This is a genomic window from Lachnobacterium bovis DSM 14045, from assembly GCF_900107245.1.
Taxonomy (GTDB): Bacteria; Bacillota; Clostridia; order Lachnospirales; family Lachnospiraceae; genus Roseburia; species Roseburia bovis.
Genome location: NZ_FNPG01000019.1, coordinates 18,781 through 36,365, shown reverse-complemented (window position 1 = coordinate 36,365; position 17,585 = coordinate 18,781). Strand labels below are relative to the sequence as shown.

Here is a 17,585-nt window from a genome sequence, read left to right as displayed (position 1 = left end):
AATGATTAGAGATATTACGATAGGACAATATTATCCTTCAGATTCTATAATACATAAATTAGATCCAAGGGTAAAATTGTTTGCAACATTAATGTATATTATAGCTTTGTTTTGTGGTAAAGGTATAGTAGGTTTTGCAGTTATAACTGTTTTTTTAGTGACAACAATTAAGCTATCTAAAATTCCTTTTGCATACATTACAAAAGGATTGAAGGGGATTGTAATGCTTTTGTTGATTACGACAATATTTAACCTTTTCCTAACACCCGGTGATAAAACTTTTTGGCATTTTGGTATTCTTCAAGTGACAAATGTTGGTATAACAAATGCAATTGTTATGACAATAAGATTAATTTTTCTTATAATAGGCACATCACTTATGAGTTTAACTACGACTCCTAACCAACTAACAGATGGGCTTGAAAAATCGTTAGGGCCATTAAGTAAGATACATGTACCGGTTCATGCAATAGCAATGATGATGTCGATAGCTCTTAGATTTATTCCAATTCTTGTGGAAGAGACGGATAAAATCATGAAAGCGCAGATGGCAAGAGGTGCAGATTTCGAAAGTGGAAACATTATAAAAAAAGCAAAAAATATGATTCCTTTACTCGTGCCACTTATGGTATCAGCTTTTAGAAGAGCAGACGAATTGGCCATGGCGATGGAAGCAAGATGTTATACTACAAGTGATATAAGAACAAAAATGAAACCATTGCATTATGAAAAAAGAGATAAAATTGCATATAGTATTATTATTAGCTTTGTCGTAATAGTTATTGTAACAAGTATAGTAATCCCTTTTCCACAATAGTTAGTTTTACACTTACAGAGTTCATAAATACATAATGTATAAAATAGAGTTAAGGAATAAGATATGAGAGTAAAATTAGTAGTAGCATACGATGGTACCAATTATAAAGGTTGGCAGGTTCAGCCAAATGGTGTAACTATAGAAGAAAAATTAAATGACGCATTAACAAATTTGTTTAAAACTCCAATTAATGTTATAGGTGCAAGTAGAACAGATTCAGGTGTTCATTCGCTTGGAAATGTTTGTATTTTTGACGTTGATACCAGGATGCCGGCTGAAAAAATATGTTTTGCCCTTAATCAAAGACTACCAGAAGATATCGTTGTAATAGACTCATGTAAGGTTGCAGACGATTTTCATCCTAGATTTGTAAAAAGTAAAAAAGTGTATGAATATCGTATCCTAAATAGAAAATTTCCAGATCCAACAAGACGATTAGATACACATTTTTATTATTATGATTTAGATGTAAAAAAAATGGAACAAGCTGCAAAATTTATTGAAGGCGAACATGATTTTAAAAGTTTTTGTGCTGCAAATGCTCAGGTTAAAACAACAGTTAGAACGGTATATGCGTGTGAAGTTTTCAAGAAAGATGATGTAATTATAATTCGAGTTACGGGTAACGGATTTTTATATAATATGGTCAGAATAATTGCTGGAACATTAATAAAAGTCGGTTCAGGTGATATTCGTCCAGAAGAGTTAAAAGATATAATTGAAAAGAAAGACAGGGGCTTTGCAGGTCCAACAGCACCGGCTAAAGGTTTGACGATGATAAGTTGGGAAGAAGAAAAATAATACAGTATATGTTTATAGTTGAATATAAATTTGTTGAGTTGTGTAAAATACACAAAAAATAATCAAAATAGTTGAAAGATTTATGCAGAACATTTATAATTATTTTAGGGGATTTTTATTATTTTATCCTCTAAATTTTTAACTGATGGGGGAGAAAAATGGGAGAAAGTAGCATAGATTTACTATTACAAATTTTAAACGAAGCTCAAAATAATGCCGCTTCTGATATTCATCTGGCACCATCAAGTAATGTTATGATTAGAGTGGATGGTGAGATGATTCCATTAAAAAAATATTTTTTAAAACCATATGATATTGAAAATATTTTAAAAGGAATGTTAGAAGAAAAACAGATGGAGGAACTAGAAGAATATGGTGAACTTGATTATGCATATTCTGTATCCGGTCTAGGACGTGTTAGAGTGAATGTCTTTAGACAAAGGGGTACATTTGCGATGTCAATGCGTATTCTGCCTTTTAATATTCCTAAAGCAAAAGATATAAATATCCCAGAATCAGTCATCAAATTATGTGACTTAAAAAAAGGTTTAATTTTGGTTACTGGTCCCGCAGGTAGTGGAAAATCAACAACAATAGCGGCATTATTAAGTGAAATAGCGCAAAATCATGTAAAAAATATAATTACGATTGAAGATCCCATTGAATATCTGCATCAGCATGGCAAGTCTATTGTGTTGCAAAGAGAGATAGGTGTTGATACTAAGTGCTATGCAAATGCAATAAAGGCCGCGCTTAGGCAAGATCCGGATGTTATTTTTGTGGGAGAAATGAGAGATTTAGATTCTATTTCATCTGCAATTTCGGCAGCAGAAAATGGACGATTAGTTTTTTCCACTTTGCACAATAATAGCGTGGTGGATGCAATAGACAGGCTTATAGAGGTATATCCACTACATCAGCAACAGCAAATTCGAGTAATGTTATCAAGTGTTTTAAAAGGCGTAGTTGCGCAGCAATTATTGCCTATAAAAGATTCAAAAGGACGAGCGGTAGCATTTGAGGTGATGTTAAATAATATTGAAATATCGAAATTGATAAAAACAGGAAAGACGTATCAAATTCCAAGTATTATGCAGGAAAGAAAAAAAGACGGAATGCGTTTGATGGACGATTCTATATATGATTTATATATGAAAGGTATAATAAATGGCGAGAGTGCTATAAGTTATGCTAATGATAAATCAATGATGGGAGAACGTGTACAATTATTTTAGAGTAAATATATTTATTGGAGCAATTTTAGGGAGTGCGGTGTTATATGAAAAAGAAAATGTTGTGCTTTGAAATTGGGAATCAGATTGCAAAAATTTATTTTGTTACAATAATGAGAAGAAAATCCAGAATAGATGCGTTTATGATGTTTGATACACCAGAAGATGTCGTCTATGATGGAAATATTTGTGATGTTCAGAAATTTGTTGAAGTTTTTGAAGAAAGATTAAAAGAGATTAGAAAAGATAATACTGCAAAAGTATTTGACAAGGAAATTAAAGAGAAATTAGCGAAAAAAAAAGAATTAAGTGTAGGCGATATTAAGGAATTAGGATATACAACAGTTGGAATGCTCGTTCATTCAACGAAAATAATAGCCAAAAGAGAAAGAATTAAAAGCCCAAAGAAGATAAAAAATAAAAAAGTAAAAGATCAGATTTTGTCAGAATTCCCGATTAATAAAAACCTGTTTTTGGTTTTCATAGAAGAACAAAAAGAAAAACTAACATTTAAAGAAAAACGAAATAATGAAAGAGCATACATTTTAACGGCAGTTCCTAAAAAGATTATGAATGGAGCAAAGGCGACGGCAGATTCGTTAGGTATGGATTTTACAGGTTTAAATGTTGTTGAAAATGTATATGATGATTCTTTTGCAAAGAAATACAAGAATATCACAATTGTTGATATTGGAATGACAAAGACTGTTTTTTTGGATGTAAAAAAAGGTAGAATAATTAACAAAAAAGTTATAATGTATGGTGCCAAAGACGCTGTTTACTCGCTTATAAAAAACAAAGTGTATGATGAAGAAAGTATAAGCAAAGTAATCGCAAAAATGGAAAAAAGAGATTGTTTTAACCATGGAACTGATGGCGATTACGAAGAAGAATATAAGGATTCAGTTGTTAGAAAACTACACTTTTTATTTGAAGAAATAAAAGAAAATGTCTTAAAAACAGATATAATGTCACGAAGAAAAAAGTTTGTTTGTATAACGGGAATCGCAAGTCACATGTGTGGTTTGGATAAGTATTTGCAGAGGTACATAGAAACGGATGTAAAAATAATCAACGAAGGATTAATCTACGTTGAAGAAGATAAACTAATTGAGCAGTACCAGAAGATAGAGGCACAAAAAGATAATAAAGTAGGATTTATCCATAATTCAAATCGATTTGCAAAATTGTTTCTGACAGCATGTTTTGCGATAGCAATCGTAATCCTTGTTACTCCTTCAGTAGAGATGGCAAGATATAGGAATAAATTAGAAAATCTAAAAAAAGAATGTCAGAATGTTATTTTTGCAGATGAAGTGAAAAATGCTCAGTGGAAAGAACTCTATGACACAATTGATGCAAAATTAAAAAGCACTGATAAAATAGCAAAATTTAATGTTACAACATATAATTTCGAGGCAGTAATTCAAACAGATTCAAAGGAGGATGCGTTAGATTTAGCAAAAAAAATAGAAGGAGGAAAGGTCAAAAAAGAAAAGGTATCAAAAGAAAATATTAGCCAATTAACAGTTAAAAGTTTAAAAAAAGATGATACTAGAGAAAAATGGTTTTTAAATATAGAAGGGAAGCTCTAGGCTATGGGAAAGTTTCACAAAAAAGATTATTTAAAAAGCAAAAAATATATACTAAAATCTAGTAAAGTTTGGTATTATATAGTTGGTGTTACTATTTTAATAGTTGCATCATTGGTGAGTAATAATTTTTATGGGGGAGAGAGAAGGAAGTTGGATTACAATATAATACAGATGAAATGTAGACTAGACTATTTACAAGGGGGATTAGATAGTAAATCTGCAGTAAAAAGCAAAGTAGATGTACTACAAGGAAAACAAGTATATTTATTTAACGGGAAAGATTTATTAAACAGTTATGAATCAGACACAAGCGAATTAGAGTTAAGCAAGCAAAAAACTAATTCAAAAGAAATAAAAGAGATTTCTAGCGGACGAAAGGAAATATTAGAGACAAAAAGCTCTCAAGACATACTTTCAGATGTTAGAATTGTAGCAGAACTTATTTTGATAGAAAATGAAGTAGGTGTTACAATAGATGAAATTAAAATAAATTGTCCAAGGGTGATTTATTATAATGATTCAAAAGAGATAAGCAAATTGTATAAAGAAGTTAATATTAGTGTTAATGCAGATAGAGCTAGTCTAGTAGATTTTATAAAAAAACTAAGAGAACAAACATCATCAGCTAGGGTAGTTGAGGTTGATGCAGAAACAGATTTTGGTGATGATGCTATAGATGCAGTTATCAAATTAGAATACTACTAAAATAAAAGCCCTCCAGAGAATATAAATTTTTATGCTAAAAAATATATAATTGCAATAAAAATTTATTATTTGTCATCTGGGGGGCGATATATTATATAAACTTATTAAGTTTTACTAAATAAATTTATTAGAGAGTTTCTGGTTCTGGATATTCTACACCAAAGCATTCAACAGAAACAGATTTCATAACCTGATCTTCAAGTGGACGATCAGAGTAATCAGTTTGTGTTGAGGCAATTTTGTCAACGATATCTAAACCTTCAATTATTTTACCAAAAGCGGCATAAGCACCATCAAGATGTGGAGCATCTTTGTGCATGATAAAGAATTGGCTTCCTGCTGAGTCAGGCATCATAGAACGAGCCATTGATAAAACACCAGCTGTATGAGCTAAAGAATTAGGGAAACCATTTTGTGTAAATTCACCACGAATACTATAAGCTGGGCCGCCCATTCCAGTACCATCTGGATCGCCACCTTGAATCATAAAGTTTTTGATGACACGGTGGAAAATTAAACCATCATAAAAACCATGGTTGGCTAAGCTGATGAAGTTGTTTACAGTATTTGGTGCAACTTCTGGATATAATTCAGCTTTCATAATATCGCCGTTTTGCATAACGAATGTAACTATTGGATTTTGAGTCATTATAAATTCCTTCTTTCGATTAATATTAAAAAAAGTATATAATAGAATAAAAATACACTTTTTTGTAAAGTACATGCATAATTGTAACGGAAAAGAAGACAAACGTAAAGAAAAAATAAGTAATAAATAATTAATAATATATAAAAAGTAAAAGAAAGGTTGAGAAAAACATAAGATGGAAAAAAAATTAGAAAAAGTACTGCTTTTTGTGAGAGAACAACCAGAAGAAGATGAAGATTTTGTTAGAATACGTGATGTAGAGTTTAAAAAACATAATATAGAGATTGTAGAAATTAATATAAGAGATTATCATTCAAATGAAATAGCCAAAGAGTTATATCGTTATGGAAAGGAAAAAAATATATTGGCTTTTATTGAAAAGATAGATACATTAATAATGTGCCATAGTTTTGATATCCCATGTATTGCGTGCGGTCCGGTAGAAAGAGAGATAAATGATTTATTTAATGCTGAAATATATTATAGCAGTTTTAAGGGATTATGTTTTGAAGATATAGAAGATGTTTTTAAACGTTTTCATAGTATTCCAATAGAAGTTTTCGAAACAGAACGTTGTATAGTTAAAGAAATGGATTTAAGCAGATTTGATGAATTTTGCGAGATGTACAAAGATCCAGAGTTTTCAAGATACATCGAACCATTATTTAGAAAAAAAGATGAATATAAGTATCAGGAAACATATATAAGATCAGTTTATCCTTTTTACGGATATGGAATGTGGAATGTTATAGATAAAAAAACAGATAAAATGATAGGAAGAGTAGGAATTGAGCCAAAAAACAGAGGAAAAGAGTTTAATATTGAGTTAGGATATGCTCTTCTCGGAGCATATCAAAGAAAAGGTATTGCAACTGAAATCTGTCGCAAATTATTTGAAGTGGTAAAAACTGAATTTGCAATTACAAAACTTGCATGTTTTATACATGAAACAAATTATGCTTCCATTGAGTTTGCAAAGTCTTTGGGATTTGTTTTTGAAAAAGAGATAAAAGATAATCATGTATTTTTACAAAAGTATGTAAAAAAATTATAAAATCTAAAGAGAGCAAAATATTGATTTTTGTGTTAAAATAAAATATAATATTTTAGTGTGATTTTAGTAGTATTAGCAAGTTATGAAGGTAGGTGATCAGTATGGCAGATATTTCAAAAGAAGAATTAGAGAAAATTGAAAAAGAGTTCCATTCACATGCTGATAGTATTAAGGCAATTAAGGAATTTGTAAGTCCTGATGATTTATATGAGGAATTAATTGAAAGCATTAAGAAATATCATCCATCAGCTGATACATCCTTAGTAGAAAAGGCGTATAAATGGGCGTTTGATTCGCATCAAGGTCAGGTTAGAAAATCAGGAGAACCTTATATAGCGCATCCTCTTTGTGTTGCAATTATACTTGCAGAGTTAGAAATGGATAAAGAGACGATAGCAGCAGGTTTATTACATGATGTTTTAGAAGATACAGCCGCTACTAAAGAAGAGTTAGAAGAAGAATTTGGTGCGGAAGTTTTGCTTTTAGTAGATGGTGTTACTAAATTAAAGCATTTACATTTGTCGCAAAAAGAAAAAAAGACCGGGAAAAACAAAACGGCAACTGATAGATTAGAAATGCAGGCGGAGAATTTACGAAAGATGTTTCTTGCAATGGCAAAAGATATCCGTGTTATTATTATTAAATTAGCGGATCGTTTGCATAACATGAGAACTTTAAGATATCAATCTAAAGAAGCTCAGACTAGAATTGCTAGAGAAACGCAAGAAATATATTGTCCAATCGCACAAAGACTTGGTATCAGCAAAATTAAAATAGAATTAGAAGATTTATCTCTTAAATATTTAGAACCAGAAGCATATTATGATTTGGTAGAAAAAGTTGCACTTAGAAAAAGTGTACGAGACGATTATATCAAGAGCTTAGTAGAGAAAGTAGACGAACAAGTCAAAAAAGCAGGTTTTGTTGCTGATGTATCAGGTAGAGCAAAACATTTCTTTAGTATTTATAAGAAAATGTTAAATCAAAATAAAACAATAGATCAGATTTATGATTTATTTGCAATAAGAATATTGGTAGATTCTATTAAAGATTGTTATGCAGTTCTTGGTATTATGCATGAGATGTACAAGCCTATTCCGGGACGTTTTAAAGATTATATTGCTATGCCTAAGCCAAATATGTATCAATCATTACATACGACACTTATAGGGCCTAGTGGACAGCCATTTGAGATTCAGATTAGAACTTATGAGATGCACAGAACTGCGGAATATGGTATTGCAGCTCATTGGAAATACAAAGAAGCCAATAATGGAATGGAAACTAAAACAACAGTTTCTGAAGAAGAGAAACTTAGTTGGTTGAGGCAGATTCTTGAATGGCAGCAGGATATGGCAGACAATAAAGAATTCCTTAAGCTGTTAAAGAGTGACTTGGATTTGTTTTCTGATACAGTATTTTGTTTTACACCATCAGGAGATGTTAAGAATTTACCAAATGGTTCAACGCCAATAGATTTTGCATACAGCATTCATTCAGCTGTTGGTAATAAAATGGTTGGTGCACGAGTTAATGGAAAGCTTGTTCCAATTGATTACACCATTAAAAATGGTGATAGAATTGAGATTATTACATCAGGTAATTCTAGAGGACCAAGTAGAGATTGGCTTTCTATTGTAAGAAGTACGCAAGCTAAAAATAAAATAAATCAATGGTTTAGAAGTGAGCTTAAAGAAGAAAATATCGCTAAAGGTAAAGAATTATTGTTAAGCTGCGCTAAAGGAAAAGGAATTGATTTTAGCGATATCAATAAACCAGAATATCAAGAGAAGATATTAAGAAAATATGGTTTCCATGATTGGAAATCATGTCTTGCAACTGTTGGTCATGGTGGCTTAAAAGAGAGCCAGGTTATAAATAAGATGTTTGAAGAATACCAAAAAGATCATTTGGTACGAATCACAGATGAAGAAGTTGCAGAAAATATTGCAGAAAATAAAACACAAACTGAGCATAGACGTTCAAAGAGTGGTATTGTTGTTAAAGGCTTATATGATGTTGCTGTTCATTTTTCAAAATGTTGTTCACCAGTACCAGGCGATGAAATTGTTGGTTTTGTAACTAGAGGACGTGGTGTCTCAATTCATAGAACTGATTGCATTAATATTTTTAATCTTTCAGAAATTGAAAGAGAGCGTCTTATTGAAGCTGAATGGCAAGCAGACATTAATGAACAGGATTGTGAATACTTTACAGAAATTAATCTCTATTGTCAGGATAGATCAGGTCTTTTGGTAGATATATCTAAGATTTTTACAGAAAGAAATATAAACATAACAGGTTTATTTTCTAAGACAAATAAACAAGGTATTGCTACAATAAATGTTTCCTTCTATACAAAAGGAAAACGAGAGATGAATAGCTTGATCGAAAGATTAAAGCAAGTAGATAGTATTATTGACATTAGAAGAACCACCGGCTAGAACGGTGGTTTTTCCACGATAGAAATAAGAAAGGGACTGTATGAGCAAATTAAAAATTGAACATTATGTTGTAGGACCCGTTATGACTAATTGCTATTTTGTTATTAATACAGAGACTAATGAGGCGATAGTTGTAGATCCAGGAGATAATGCCAAGCAACTTATTTCAAAAATAATAGAGAACAAATACATAGTTAAGGCTATTCTTTTGACGCATGGTCATTTTGATCATGTTAATGGCTGTGCACAAGTAAAAGAAGAATTTGATGTGCCTGTTTATATTTACGAGAAAGAAAAGGAAACTTTAAATGATCCATCCATGAATCTTTCAACATGGTTAGGAGAAGCAAAAAAATATTCTGCGGATATTTTTGTAAAAGATGAACAAGAATTAGATATAGCAGGATTTAAAATCAGGGTGCTTTTTACACCAGGACATACGATAGGAGGATGTTGTTATTATTTCCCTTATGAATCAGTAGTTTTTGTTGGAGATACTCTGTTTTGCGGTTCAGTAGGTAGAACAGATTTTCCTAAAGGAAGTCAAAGTGATCTCGTTAGAGGAATAAGAGAGAAACTTATGCCATTGCCAGATGATACTAGAGTTTATCCAGGTCATAATGAGGAAACTACTATCGAAACTGAGAGGATGTATAACCCATATATATGATAAATGTAATTTTAAATAAAGCAGAATTTGAATATGACATTTATGGAATTGTAAAGGCGTTTTATTCAAAGGAAGAAGTAGAATGTTATTATACAAATGATGTAGATATGACTTCAAAAAACGTTGCAAGTACAGATCATTCGATAGATAAAGCAGATAAAAATGCAAAATTCTGGTTAGATGTTAAATTCTTAGATGAAGAAAACAAAATCAGAATGAAATTTTTTGAAGTGCTTTCCGATGGAGCCAAAAAAGAAATAAATAAATGTGAATTTGAAACTTTTTCTGATGATAGAAAAAAAACAAAAGATAATTTAAAGAAGAATGTTTATAAATTGATGTCTGAAGCTTCTAAAAAGGAATTACCTTGGGGAACACTTACAGGAATCAGACCAACTAAGATTCCAATGAAGCTCCTTCAAGCAGGCAAAAGCGACAAAGAGGTTTTTGATGAGATGAAGTCTAAATATTTATGCTCGGATGAAAAAATTAATCTTAGTATTGAAGTCGCAAAGGAAGAGATTGATATTTTAAAAGATGTTGATTATGAAAACGGATATAGTTTGTATATTGGTATTCCTTTTTGCCCAAGCACATGTTTGTATTGTTCGTTTACTTCCTATCCGCTAGGAATTTGGAAAAACAGAGTAGATGAATATTTAGATGCATTAGAAAAAGAAATTGATTTTACAGCAGAAAAATGCAAACACAAAAAGCTTAATTCAGTATATTTTGGTGGAGGCACACCTACTACGTTGTTACCACACCAAATGGAAAGATTGATTAAGAAAGTTAAATCAAGTTTTGATATGTCACATTGTGTTGAATTTACTGTAGAGGCAGGTAGACCCGATTCAATTACAAGAGAAAAGCTTGAAGTTTTAAGAAAAAATGGAATTGATAGGATTTCAATTAATCCACAGACTATGAATCAGGAAACTTTAAAGCTGATAGGTCGTCATCATACAGTAGAACAAACTATAGAAAGCTTTAAATTAGCGCGAGAACTTGGTTTTTCACATATAAATATGGATTTAATTGTAGGACTTCCAGGAGAAACGATAGATGATGTTAGACATACAATGGAAGTTATAAAAGAATTAAAACCAGATAATGTTACAGTTCATTCTCTTGCAATAAAAAGAGCTGCAAGACTTACTGTTTTTAAAGAACATTATGAAAAAATGAAAATGATAAATACTTCAGAACATATGAAAATGTGTGAAAAGTATTGCAGAGAAATGGGACTTGTTCCATATTATCTGTATCGCCAAAAAGGAATGGCTGGCAATATGGAAAATGTTGGATATTGTCAAAAGGGCAAGTCTGGAGTGTATAATATCTTGATTATGGAAGAAAAACAGACTATAATGGCACTTGGTGCAGGTGCATCGACAAAGCTAGTTTTAAACGAATATAATCAGGATGGAAATCGTAAGATTGCTAGAGTTGAAAATGTCAAAGATGTCAAGAATTATCTTGAAAGAATTGATGAAATGATAGAAAGAAAAAGAACCAAAATGGAGGAAGTAAAATGGCATTAAGTAAAAAACCGGTTACTGGTATGAAAGATATTTTACCAGACGAAATGGAAATTAGAGATTATGTGACAAGTGTAATCAAAGATACATATCGTAAATTTGGTTTTACACCAATTGAAACACCTTGCATGGAGAATATTTCTAATTTAAGTAGCAAACAAGGTGGAGAAAATGAAAAACTTATTTTTAAAGTTTTAAAAAGAGGAGAAAAATTAAACGTAGCTGAAGCAAAAGAAGAATCAGATGTTGTTGATTTTGGAATGCGTTATGATTTAACAGTACCTCTTTCACGTTATTATAGCAATCATGCCAATGAGCTTCCAACACCTTTTAAAGCACTTCAAATCGGAAGTGTTTGGAGAGCTGATAGACCTCAAAGAGGTAGATATCGTCAGTTCACACAATGTGATATTGATATTTTAGGAGAACCATCTAACTTAGCTGAAATTGAATTAATTACAGCAACAACAACAACAATTGGAAGATTAGGTTTTGAAGATTTCGAAATCAGAATTAATGAAAGAAGAATTTTAAAAGCTATGGCAGCATATTCTGGTTTTGAAGAAAAAGATTATGATGAAATATTCATTATATTAGATAAAATGGATAAAATCGGATTAGATGGAGTTCAAAAAGAATTAATCGAATGCGGTTATAATCAAGAATCAGTAGAAAAATATCTACAGTTATTTACACTTTTAGAAGATAAAAAAGATGTAGTTGAAGGTGTTAAATTACTTAAAGAAAAATTAGCTGATTACTTAGAAGATGAAGTAGCTACAAGCATGACAGAAATTGCAACAGCAGTTGAAGCAGCTAAAACAGCTAAATTTAAACTTGTATTTGATCCAACATTAGTTAGAGGTATGAGTTATTATACAGGAACTATTTTTGAAATTGCTATGCCTTCATTAGGTGCAGCTTGTGGTGGCGGTGGACGTTACGACAAGATGATTGGTAAATTCACAGGACATGATGTTCCAGCTTGTGGTTTTTCAATCGGATTTGAAAGAATTGTTCTTTTGTTAATGGAGCAAGGATTTAAAGTACCTACAACAGGTAAAAAGGTTGCTTATTTAGTTGAAAAGAAATGTTCAGCAGAAAAAGTTGTTGAAGTAATGAAACAAGCTAAAGAAGCTAGAGAAGAAGGCCAGCAGGTGTTAGTTGTTCGTATGAATAAAAATAAAAAATTCCAAAAAGAGCAATTAATGCAGCAAGGTTATGAAGAATTCGTAGAATTTTTTGCAAGATAATTAATAAAACACGTAAAATAAATTAAAATCAATAGTTAATAAGTTAATATAAACATTAACAAAATTATAAATGTTAATATGTTAAAGGAGAATTATTATGATGCAGTCGCGTACACATACATGTGGACAACTAAGAGCTTCAGATGTTAATAAAGAAGTAAAATTAGTTGGATGGCTAGAAAATTTCAGAGAAGTAGGATCTAATTTAGGATTTATAGTTCTTAGAGATTTCTATGGTACTACACAAATTGTAGTTGAAACAGAAGAAATGATGAAAGTTGTTAAACCAATTACAAAAGAATCAACAATTTCAGTAGTTGGTGTAGTAAGAGAACGTAGTTCAAAGAATCCAAAACAAGATACAGGTGATATCGAAGTTGTTCCTAGCGAAATTAAAGTATTAGGAAAATGTAGATACAATGAGTTACCATTTGAAATTAATCACAGCCGTAATGCTGATGAAACAGCTAGATTAAGATATCGTTATCTTGATCTTAGAAATCCAGAAGTTAAAAAGAATATTGTTTTACGTTCAAACGTAATTGCTGCTTTACGTAAGGCAATGACAGAACATGGTTTTATGGAAATCACAACACCAATTCTTACAGCTTCTTCTCCAGAAGGTGCTCGTGATTATTTGGTACCAGCTAGAAAACATCCTGGTAAATTCTATGCTTTACCACAGGCACCACAGCAGTTTAAACAGTTGTTAATGGTATCTGGTATTGATAGATATTTCCAGATTGCTCCTTGTTTTAGAGATGAAGATGCAAGAGGAGACAGAAGTCCAGGAGAATTCTATCAGTTAGATATGGAAATGGCATTCGCATCACAAGAAGATGTATTTGCTATTCTTGAGGATGTTTTACCACCTGTATTTGCAAAATATGGTACATATAACAGAGCTTCAGAAGCTCCATTCAAAAGAATTCCATACTTAGAATCAATGGAAAAATATGGTTCAGATAAGCCAGATTTAAGAATTGATTTAACAGCTGATGATGCAACAGAGTTATTAAGCGACGTTGGATTTGAACCATTTAATGACAACGTAATTAAAGCCGTTGTTGTATCTGATTTTAAAGAAAGTAGAAAATTCATCGATAAAACTTGTGAAGAAGTTGAAGTTCAAGCAGGAAACAAGGTTTATTGGTTTAGAGTTGATGACAATTTAGAAATCGTTGGTGGCATTTCTAAATTTGTTAAACCTAAAAAAGATGAAGTTATTGAAAAATTAGGATTAAAAGCTGGTGACTTAGTATTAGTTTGTGCTGGTAAAAAGACATTAGCACAAAAAACATCGGGGGTTATAATTAAAACATTCGGTGCAAAAGTTCCTGGACATATGGATAAAGAACAGTATTCATTCTGTTGGATTGTTGATTTCCCAATGTATGAAATAGGTGAAGAATCAGGCGAGCTTGAGTTCTGTCACAACCCATTCTCAATGCCTTCAGGTGGTTTAGAAACATTATTGAAAGCAGAGAGAGGAGAAATCGATCCACTTACAATTACAGCAGATCAATACGATTTAGTATGTAATGGTGTTGAATTATCATCAGGTGCAGTTCGTAACCACGATCCTGAAATCATGGTTAAAGCTTTTGAATTAGTAAGATTATGCGAAGATGATGTTAAAGCAAAATTCCCAGCTATGTATAATGCATTTTGTTATGGAGCACCACCACATGCAGGTATCGCTCCTGGTGTAGATAGAATGGTAATGCTTCTTGCAGGTGAAGATTCAATCCGTGAGATTATTCCATTCCCAATGAATAAGAATGCACAGGATATCATGACTGGAGCGCCAAGTGAAGTATCAGAGCACCAGTTAGAAGAATTACATATTAAAGTTGATCTTCCAGAAGAAAAAGAAGAACAATAAATAGAATAATATATAAGCACGGCGTATATTTGTGAGTGTTTATATTATAATGTTTAATAAAAAAATACTTGAAAATATGGCAGAAAGATGATAGAATTATCATTCTCTGCTCATAATATACATTTTATCTGCAAGCAGTGTTTTCATTGCTTGCAGAAGTATTTTAGAAGCATTTTAAAAGTATATTTTCAAAAAGGGTGAGGAGATTGAAAGATAAATTAAAAGACAAATTAAAAGAAGTTAAGTCTTTGATGAAAAAGACGGGTAAGAAATTTAAAATTATCAAAATAAAGAAGGTTAGAATAAATGTATCTTATTTATTGATGTTGTCTAATTTTATAATTATTATTGCATTAGTTATGCAAATAATTTCAAATAATTATCAACTTAGATTGCTTAATAATCAGTTGAGTTATATGCAAGATACTGATAATACGATGCAAGCCCAAATTGAAAATATGCATAGAAATGTTAAGAAAACGTTAGAGGGAGAGGCTAGTTTGATTGCTAAATATAGCATAGAGCCTGTTTCTATGGATTTTGAAAAAGGTGTATATACACTTCAAGTAAAGGTGACTCCAAAGGAGTATACAGAATATACTGATGCAATGATTTTTTTCGGAACACAGGAATACAAGCTTGAATATACAAAGAATAGCTATGAAAAAAATATAACTTTGCCATTGAATGAATATTATGATGGTCAGGTAACGTTTTTATTTCAGAGCGGATCGAAAAAAAGTACTGAAGTTTTAAACGAGTACTCATGTTTTTTGAATATTTTTAAAAGTGCATTAAGTGGCAAGCTTAAAAAGAGTCCAAAGTATTCAAATGGAACACTAAATTTTGATAGTGAGTGCAGTTATGCACTAGATGGACAGAAAAAATACACTTTTTCCACATTTGAATTGCTTGTTGATGTGGATAATGTCAATAAATTCAACATTAACATGTTGAAAACTCATGAAGATGAGAAGAAAAAAGTGGAAAACTCTGAAAAGAAATCTAATTCAAATAAATTGTCAGACGCAATAGAAGATAATTCAAACAATAGTACAGGAAATGAAAATGGTGTTGAAAATAAAACGGATAATCCTGAAGTTGGTTCTAAGGATTTATCTAAGACGAGCATTACGAATATTTCAGGTAAAGTTGACTTATCGAAATACATTAAAGATAGTTTACCAGTTGAGAATGGAAATAGAGTTAGAATATATCTTAAAGCTGTAACATCTGAAGGGTATACTTTTACATACGATTTATTTAATGGAGTTGTGGATAATACATCTGAGGATGGATGGAGAGCAGGAATTGCTCCATATAGAGTGAATTATGAAGTAAGAGATTTAAATGGTTATCCACTGAGATTAAAGTAGTATTTAGTATAGTAGTATAGAGTGAATATTAATTTTGATAAATGCATTTAAGATAGAATCTTATATATAAATTATAAAAACGATGACACGTACTAGAAAAAACGTACGGTCATCGTTTTTGTATTATGTTCATACTATTCACTTTTGGTTAGAGTAAATATGAATTCAGTTCCTGCACCGGGAGTGCTTATAACATTGATGTTTTCTGAATGTGCGCTAATAATTGCCTTGACAATTGATAGCCCAAGACCAGCCCCCATTTTGTTTTTTCCACGAGAGGCATCAATTTTATAGAAGCGATCCCATATTTTTTTCTGATTTTCTGATGAAATTCCAATCCCATGATCTTTTATGCTGACAAACACTTTACCGTGTTTTACATAAGTTTCAAAATCAATAGAATTGTTTTCGAAACTAAACTTAATCGCATTATCTACAAGGTTGTAAATAACTTGTTGGATTTTATCGATGTCTGCTTCAACGAATAGTGCTCCAGGCTCGAGTTTTGTTTTTATAGATAGGTTTTTCTTTTTTAGAGATACACCAAAAACTCGCGTTGTGGCTAGTATAACTTCGTTTATATCAAAAGTTGAAATATTAAGTTTAGCTCCATTTTTTCCAAATTGATTTAAATCAAGTAATGATTCCGTTAATTTAGAAAGACGATTAGTTTCATCTAGTATTATCTGTAGGTATTGATCCTGGATTTCTACAGGAATAGTACCATCCATAATTGCTTCAACATAGCCCTTGATAGAGGTTAGAGGCGATCTAAAATCATGTGATACATTCGATACAAAAATTCTTTCCTCATCTTCAAGAGTATCTAATTCATTGGCCATATAATCAAGAGTGTTAGATAAATATCCTAGCTCATCGTTGTATTGGTGGTTGATTTTTTTGGAAAAATCACCTTGTGAATATGAGTAAACCGTTTTCATTATTTCGCAGAAACGACGGTACAATGTGAGTTTCACAAAAAGTAAAATCATCCAAAGAATAATAATTAAAATAAGAGTTGACTGAAAAATTGTAAGCATGTAGCTGTCTACGCTATCGGCTATAAATGATTCATTCAAACTAATAATTATATATCCCTGAGTCTTTTTGGATTTCGTAACCATTTTGCAGAAACTTAAAGTGTTGTCTGGCATTTTTCCATCACAGTCACCATAGATTGCAGGATATTCAGAATTTATTTTATTTTTTTCATCATAAAAAATATTTGTGTTTAATTTGCAATCTTTTGTGGTGTCAGTAGGTAAATGTGTTATTTTTTTCCCATTTTTATCAAGTAGCCATATTTCAACATTCAAAGATTGACTGTAATTTTTAGTGTGTAATTCAGCCTCTTTTTTGGAAATTTTATTTTCAAAAAAATCCTTTGCATAATCCTTATATATTAAATTTGAGAGATCTGCAAGTCGACTGGTTGCCTGGTTTTTGCCGATTATAGTTGTGTGCATTTGTGTAAATGTGCATAAAAAAATGACAGCTATAAGTGTAAAAACAATGTTAATCAATGTGATTTTTTTATAAATAGTAAATTTCATTTCTTAGCTC

At 31.3% G+C, this 17,585-nt stretch carries 14 protein-coding genes; 12 read left to right on the top strand and 2 right to left on the bottom strand.

Annotated elements, in window-relative coordinates; all coding sequences use genetic code 11:
- Position 1: 1 nt before the first annotated feature.
- The 5 genes from BLV79_RS08220 to BLV79_RS08200 all read left to right on the top strand — a co-directional run bounded on the left by BLV79_RS08220 (position 2) and on the right by BLV79_RS08200 (position 5,150).
- Positions 2–817: an energy-coupling factor transporter transmembrane component T family protein gene (locus BLV79_RS08220; RefSeq protein ID WP_074717982.1), complete on the top strand. Its 816-nt coding sequence runs from the start codon at positions 2–4 to the stop codon at positions 815–817.
- Between the two features lie 63 nt (positions 818–880).
- A complete protein-coding gene (truA, locus tag BLV79_RS08215) occupies positions 881–1,618 on the top strand; it encodes a tRNA pseudouridine(38-40) synthase TruA (RefSeq protein WP_074717980.1) in 738 nt (245 codons plus the stop codon).
- Positions 1,619–1,776: 158 nt separating this feature from the next.
- Positions 1,777–2,853 (top strand): type IV pilus twitching motility protein PilT, encoded by a 1,077-nt coding sequence (locus tag BLV79_RS08210; protein ID WP_074717978.1) that lies wholly within the window; start codon positions 1,777–1,779, stop codon positions 2,851–2,853.
- A gap of 44 nt (positions 2,854–2,897) precedes the next feature.
- Complete coding sequence (locus BLV79_RS08205; protein ID WP_074717976.1) at positions 2,898–4,445, top strand: hypothetical protein; 1,548 nt, start codon at positions 2,898–2,900, stop codon at positions 4,443–4,445.
- 3 nt (positions 4,446–4,448) lie between these two features.
- Positions 4,449–5,150 carry a hypothetical protein gene (locus BLV79_RS08200; protein ID WP_074717974.1) on the top strand — a complete coding sequence of 234 codons (702 nt, stop codon included), beginning with the start codon at positions 4,449–4,451 and terminating at the stop codon, positions 5,148–5,150.
- A 127-nt stretch (positions 5,151–5,277) separates the two neighbouring features.
- On the opposite strand, the gene BLV79_RS08195 is transcribed toward BLV79_RS08200, so the two are convergent.
- Positions 5,278–5,799 carry a peptidylprolyl isomerase gene (locus BLV79_RS08195; RefSeq protein WP_074717973.1) on the bottom strand — a complete coding sequence of 174 codons (522 nt, stop codon included), beginning with the start codon at positions 5,797–5,799 and terminating at the stop codon, positions 5,278–5,280.
- Positions 5,800–5,974: 175 nt separating this feature from the next.
- Between BLV79_RS08195 and BLV79_RS08190 the strand changes: the two genes are divergently transcribed.
- The 7 genes from BLV79_RS08190 (at position 5,975) to BLV79_RS08160 (ending at position 16,022) form a co-directional block, all read left to right on the top strand.
- The gene (locus BLV79_RS08190) at positions 5,975–6,853 is read left to right on the top strand and encodes a GNAT family N-acetyltransferase (protein WP_074717972.1); all 879 of its coding nucleotides are present in this window, start codon (positions 5,975–5,977) and stop codon (positions 6,851–6,853) included.
- Positions 6,854–6,954: 101 nt separating this feature from the next.
- On the top strand, positions 6,955–9,297 hold the full coding sequence (locus BLV79_RS08185) for a RelA/SpoT family protein (RefSeq protein ID WP_074717970.1): 2,343 nt from the start codon (positions 6,955–6,957) through the stop codon (positions 9,295–9,297).
- A gap of 40 nt (positions 9,298–9,337) precedes the next feature.
- Positions 9,338–9,967: an MBL fold metallo-hydrolase gene (locus BLV79_RS08180; protein WP_074717968.1), complete on the top strand. Its 630-nt coding sequence runs from the start codon at positions 9,338–9,340 to the stop codon at positions 9,965–9,967.
- Positions 9,964–11,511, top strand: a complete 1,548-nt coding sequence (gene hemZ / locus BLV79_RS08175; protein ID WP_074717966.1) for a coproporphyrinogen dehydrogenase HemZ — start codon at positions 9,964–9,966, stop codon at positions 11,509–11,511. The genes BLV79_RS08180 and hemZ overlap by 4 nt, the downstream gene beginning before the upstream one ends.
- On the top strand, positions 11,502–12,761 hold the full coding sequence (gene hisS, locus BLV79_RS08170; RefSeq protein ID WP_074717964.1) for a histidine--tRNA ligase: 1,260 nt from the start codon (positions 11,502–11,504) through the stop codon (positions 12,759–12,761). The genes hemZ and hisS overlap by 10 nt, the downstream gene beginning before the upstream one ends.
- Before the next feature lie 97 nt (positions 12,762–12,858).
- Positions 12,859–14,646, top strand: coding sequence for an aspartate--tRNA ligase (gene aspS / locus BLV79_RS08165; protein WP_074717962.1), 1,788 nt, complete (start codon positions 12,859–12,861; stop codon positions 14,644–14,646).
- 206 nt (positions 14,647–14,852) lie between these two features.
- Positions 14,853–16,022: a hypothetical protein gene (locus BLV79_RS08160; protein ID WP_074717960.1), complete on the top strand. Its 1,170-nt coding sequence runs from the start codon at positions 14,853–14,855 to the stop codon at positions 16,020–16,022.
- Between the two features lie 134 nt (positions 16,023–16,156).
- On the opposite strand, the gene BLV79_RS08155 is transcribed toward BLV79_RS08160, so the two are convergent.
- Positions 16,157–17,575, bottom strand: coding sequence for a HAMP domain-containing sensor histidine kinase (locus BLV79_RS08155; protein ID WP_074717958.1), 1,419 nt, complete (start codon positions 17,573–17,575; stop codon positions 16,157–16,159).
- Positions 17,576–17,585 lie beyond the last annotated feature (10 nt).

Bases quoted from the DNA above. Each gene is read 5' to 3' on its own strand.
- BLV79_RS08220 (WP_074717982.1), top strand. From the start codon at position 2: ATGATTAGAGATATTACGATAGGACAATATTATCCTTCAGATTCTATA.
- truA (WP_074717980.1), top strand. From the start codon at position 881: ATGAGAGTAAAATTAGTAGTAGCATACGATGGTACCAATTATAAAGGT.
- BLV79_RS08210 (WP_074717978.1), top strand. From the start codon at position 1,777: ATGGGAGAAAGTAGCATAGATTTACTATTACAAATTTTAAACGAAGCT.
- BLV79_RS08205 (WP_074717976.1), top strand. From the start codon at position 2,898: ATGAAAAAGAAAATGTTGTGCTTTGAAATTGGGAATCAGATTGCAAAA.
- BLV79_RS08200 (WP_074717974.1), top strand. From the start codon at position 4,449: ATGGGAAAGTTTCACAAAAAAGATTATTTAAAAAGCAAAAAATATATA.
- BLV79_RS08195 (WP_074717973.1), bottom strand. From the start codon at position 5,799: ATGACTCAAAATCCAATAGTTACATTCGTTATGCAAAACGGCGATATT.
- BLV79_RS08190 (WP_074717972.1), top strand. From the start codon at position 5,975: ATGGAAAAAAAATTAGAAAAAGTACTGCTTTTTGTGAGAGAACAACCA.
- BLV79_RS08185 (WP_074717970.1), top strand. From the start codon at position 6,955: ATGGCAGATATTTCAAAAGAAGAATTAGAGAAAATTGAAAAAGAGTTC.
- BLV79_RS08180 (WP_074717968.1), top strand. From the start codon at position 9,338: ATGAGCAAATTAAAAATTGAACATTATGTTGTAGGACCCGTTATGACT.
- hemZ (WP_074717966.1), top strand. From the start codon at position 9,964: ATGATAAATGTAATTTTAAATAAAGCAGAATTTGAATATGACATTTAT.
- hisS (WP_074717964.1), top strand. From the start codon at position 11,502: ATGGCATTAAGTAAAAAACCGGTTACTGGTATGAAAGATATTTTACCA.
- aspS (WP_074717962.1), top strand. From the start codon at position 12,859: ATGATGCAGTCGCGTACACATACATGTGGACAACTAAGAGCTTCAGAT.
- BLV79_RS08155 (WP_074717958.1), bottom strand. From the start codon at position 17,575: ATGAAATTTACTATTTATAAAAAAATCACATTGATTAACATTGTTTTT.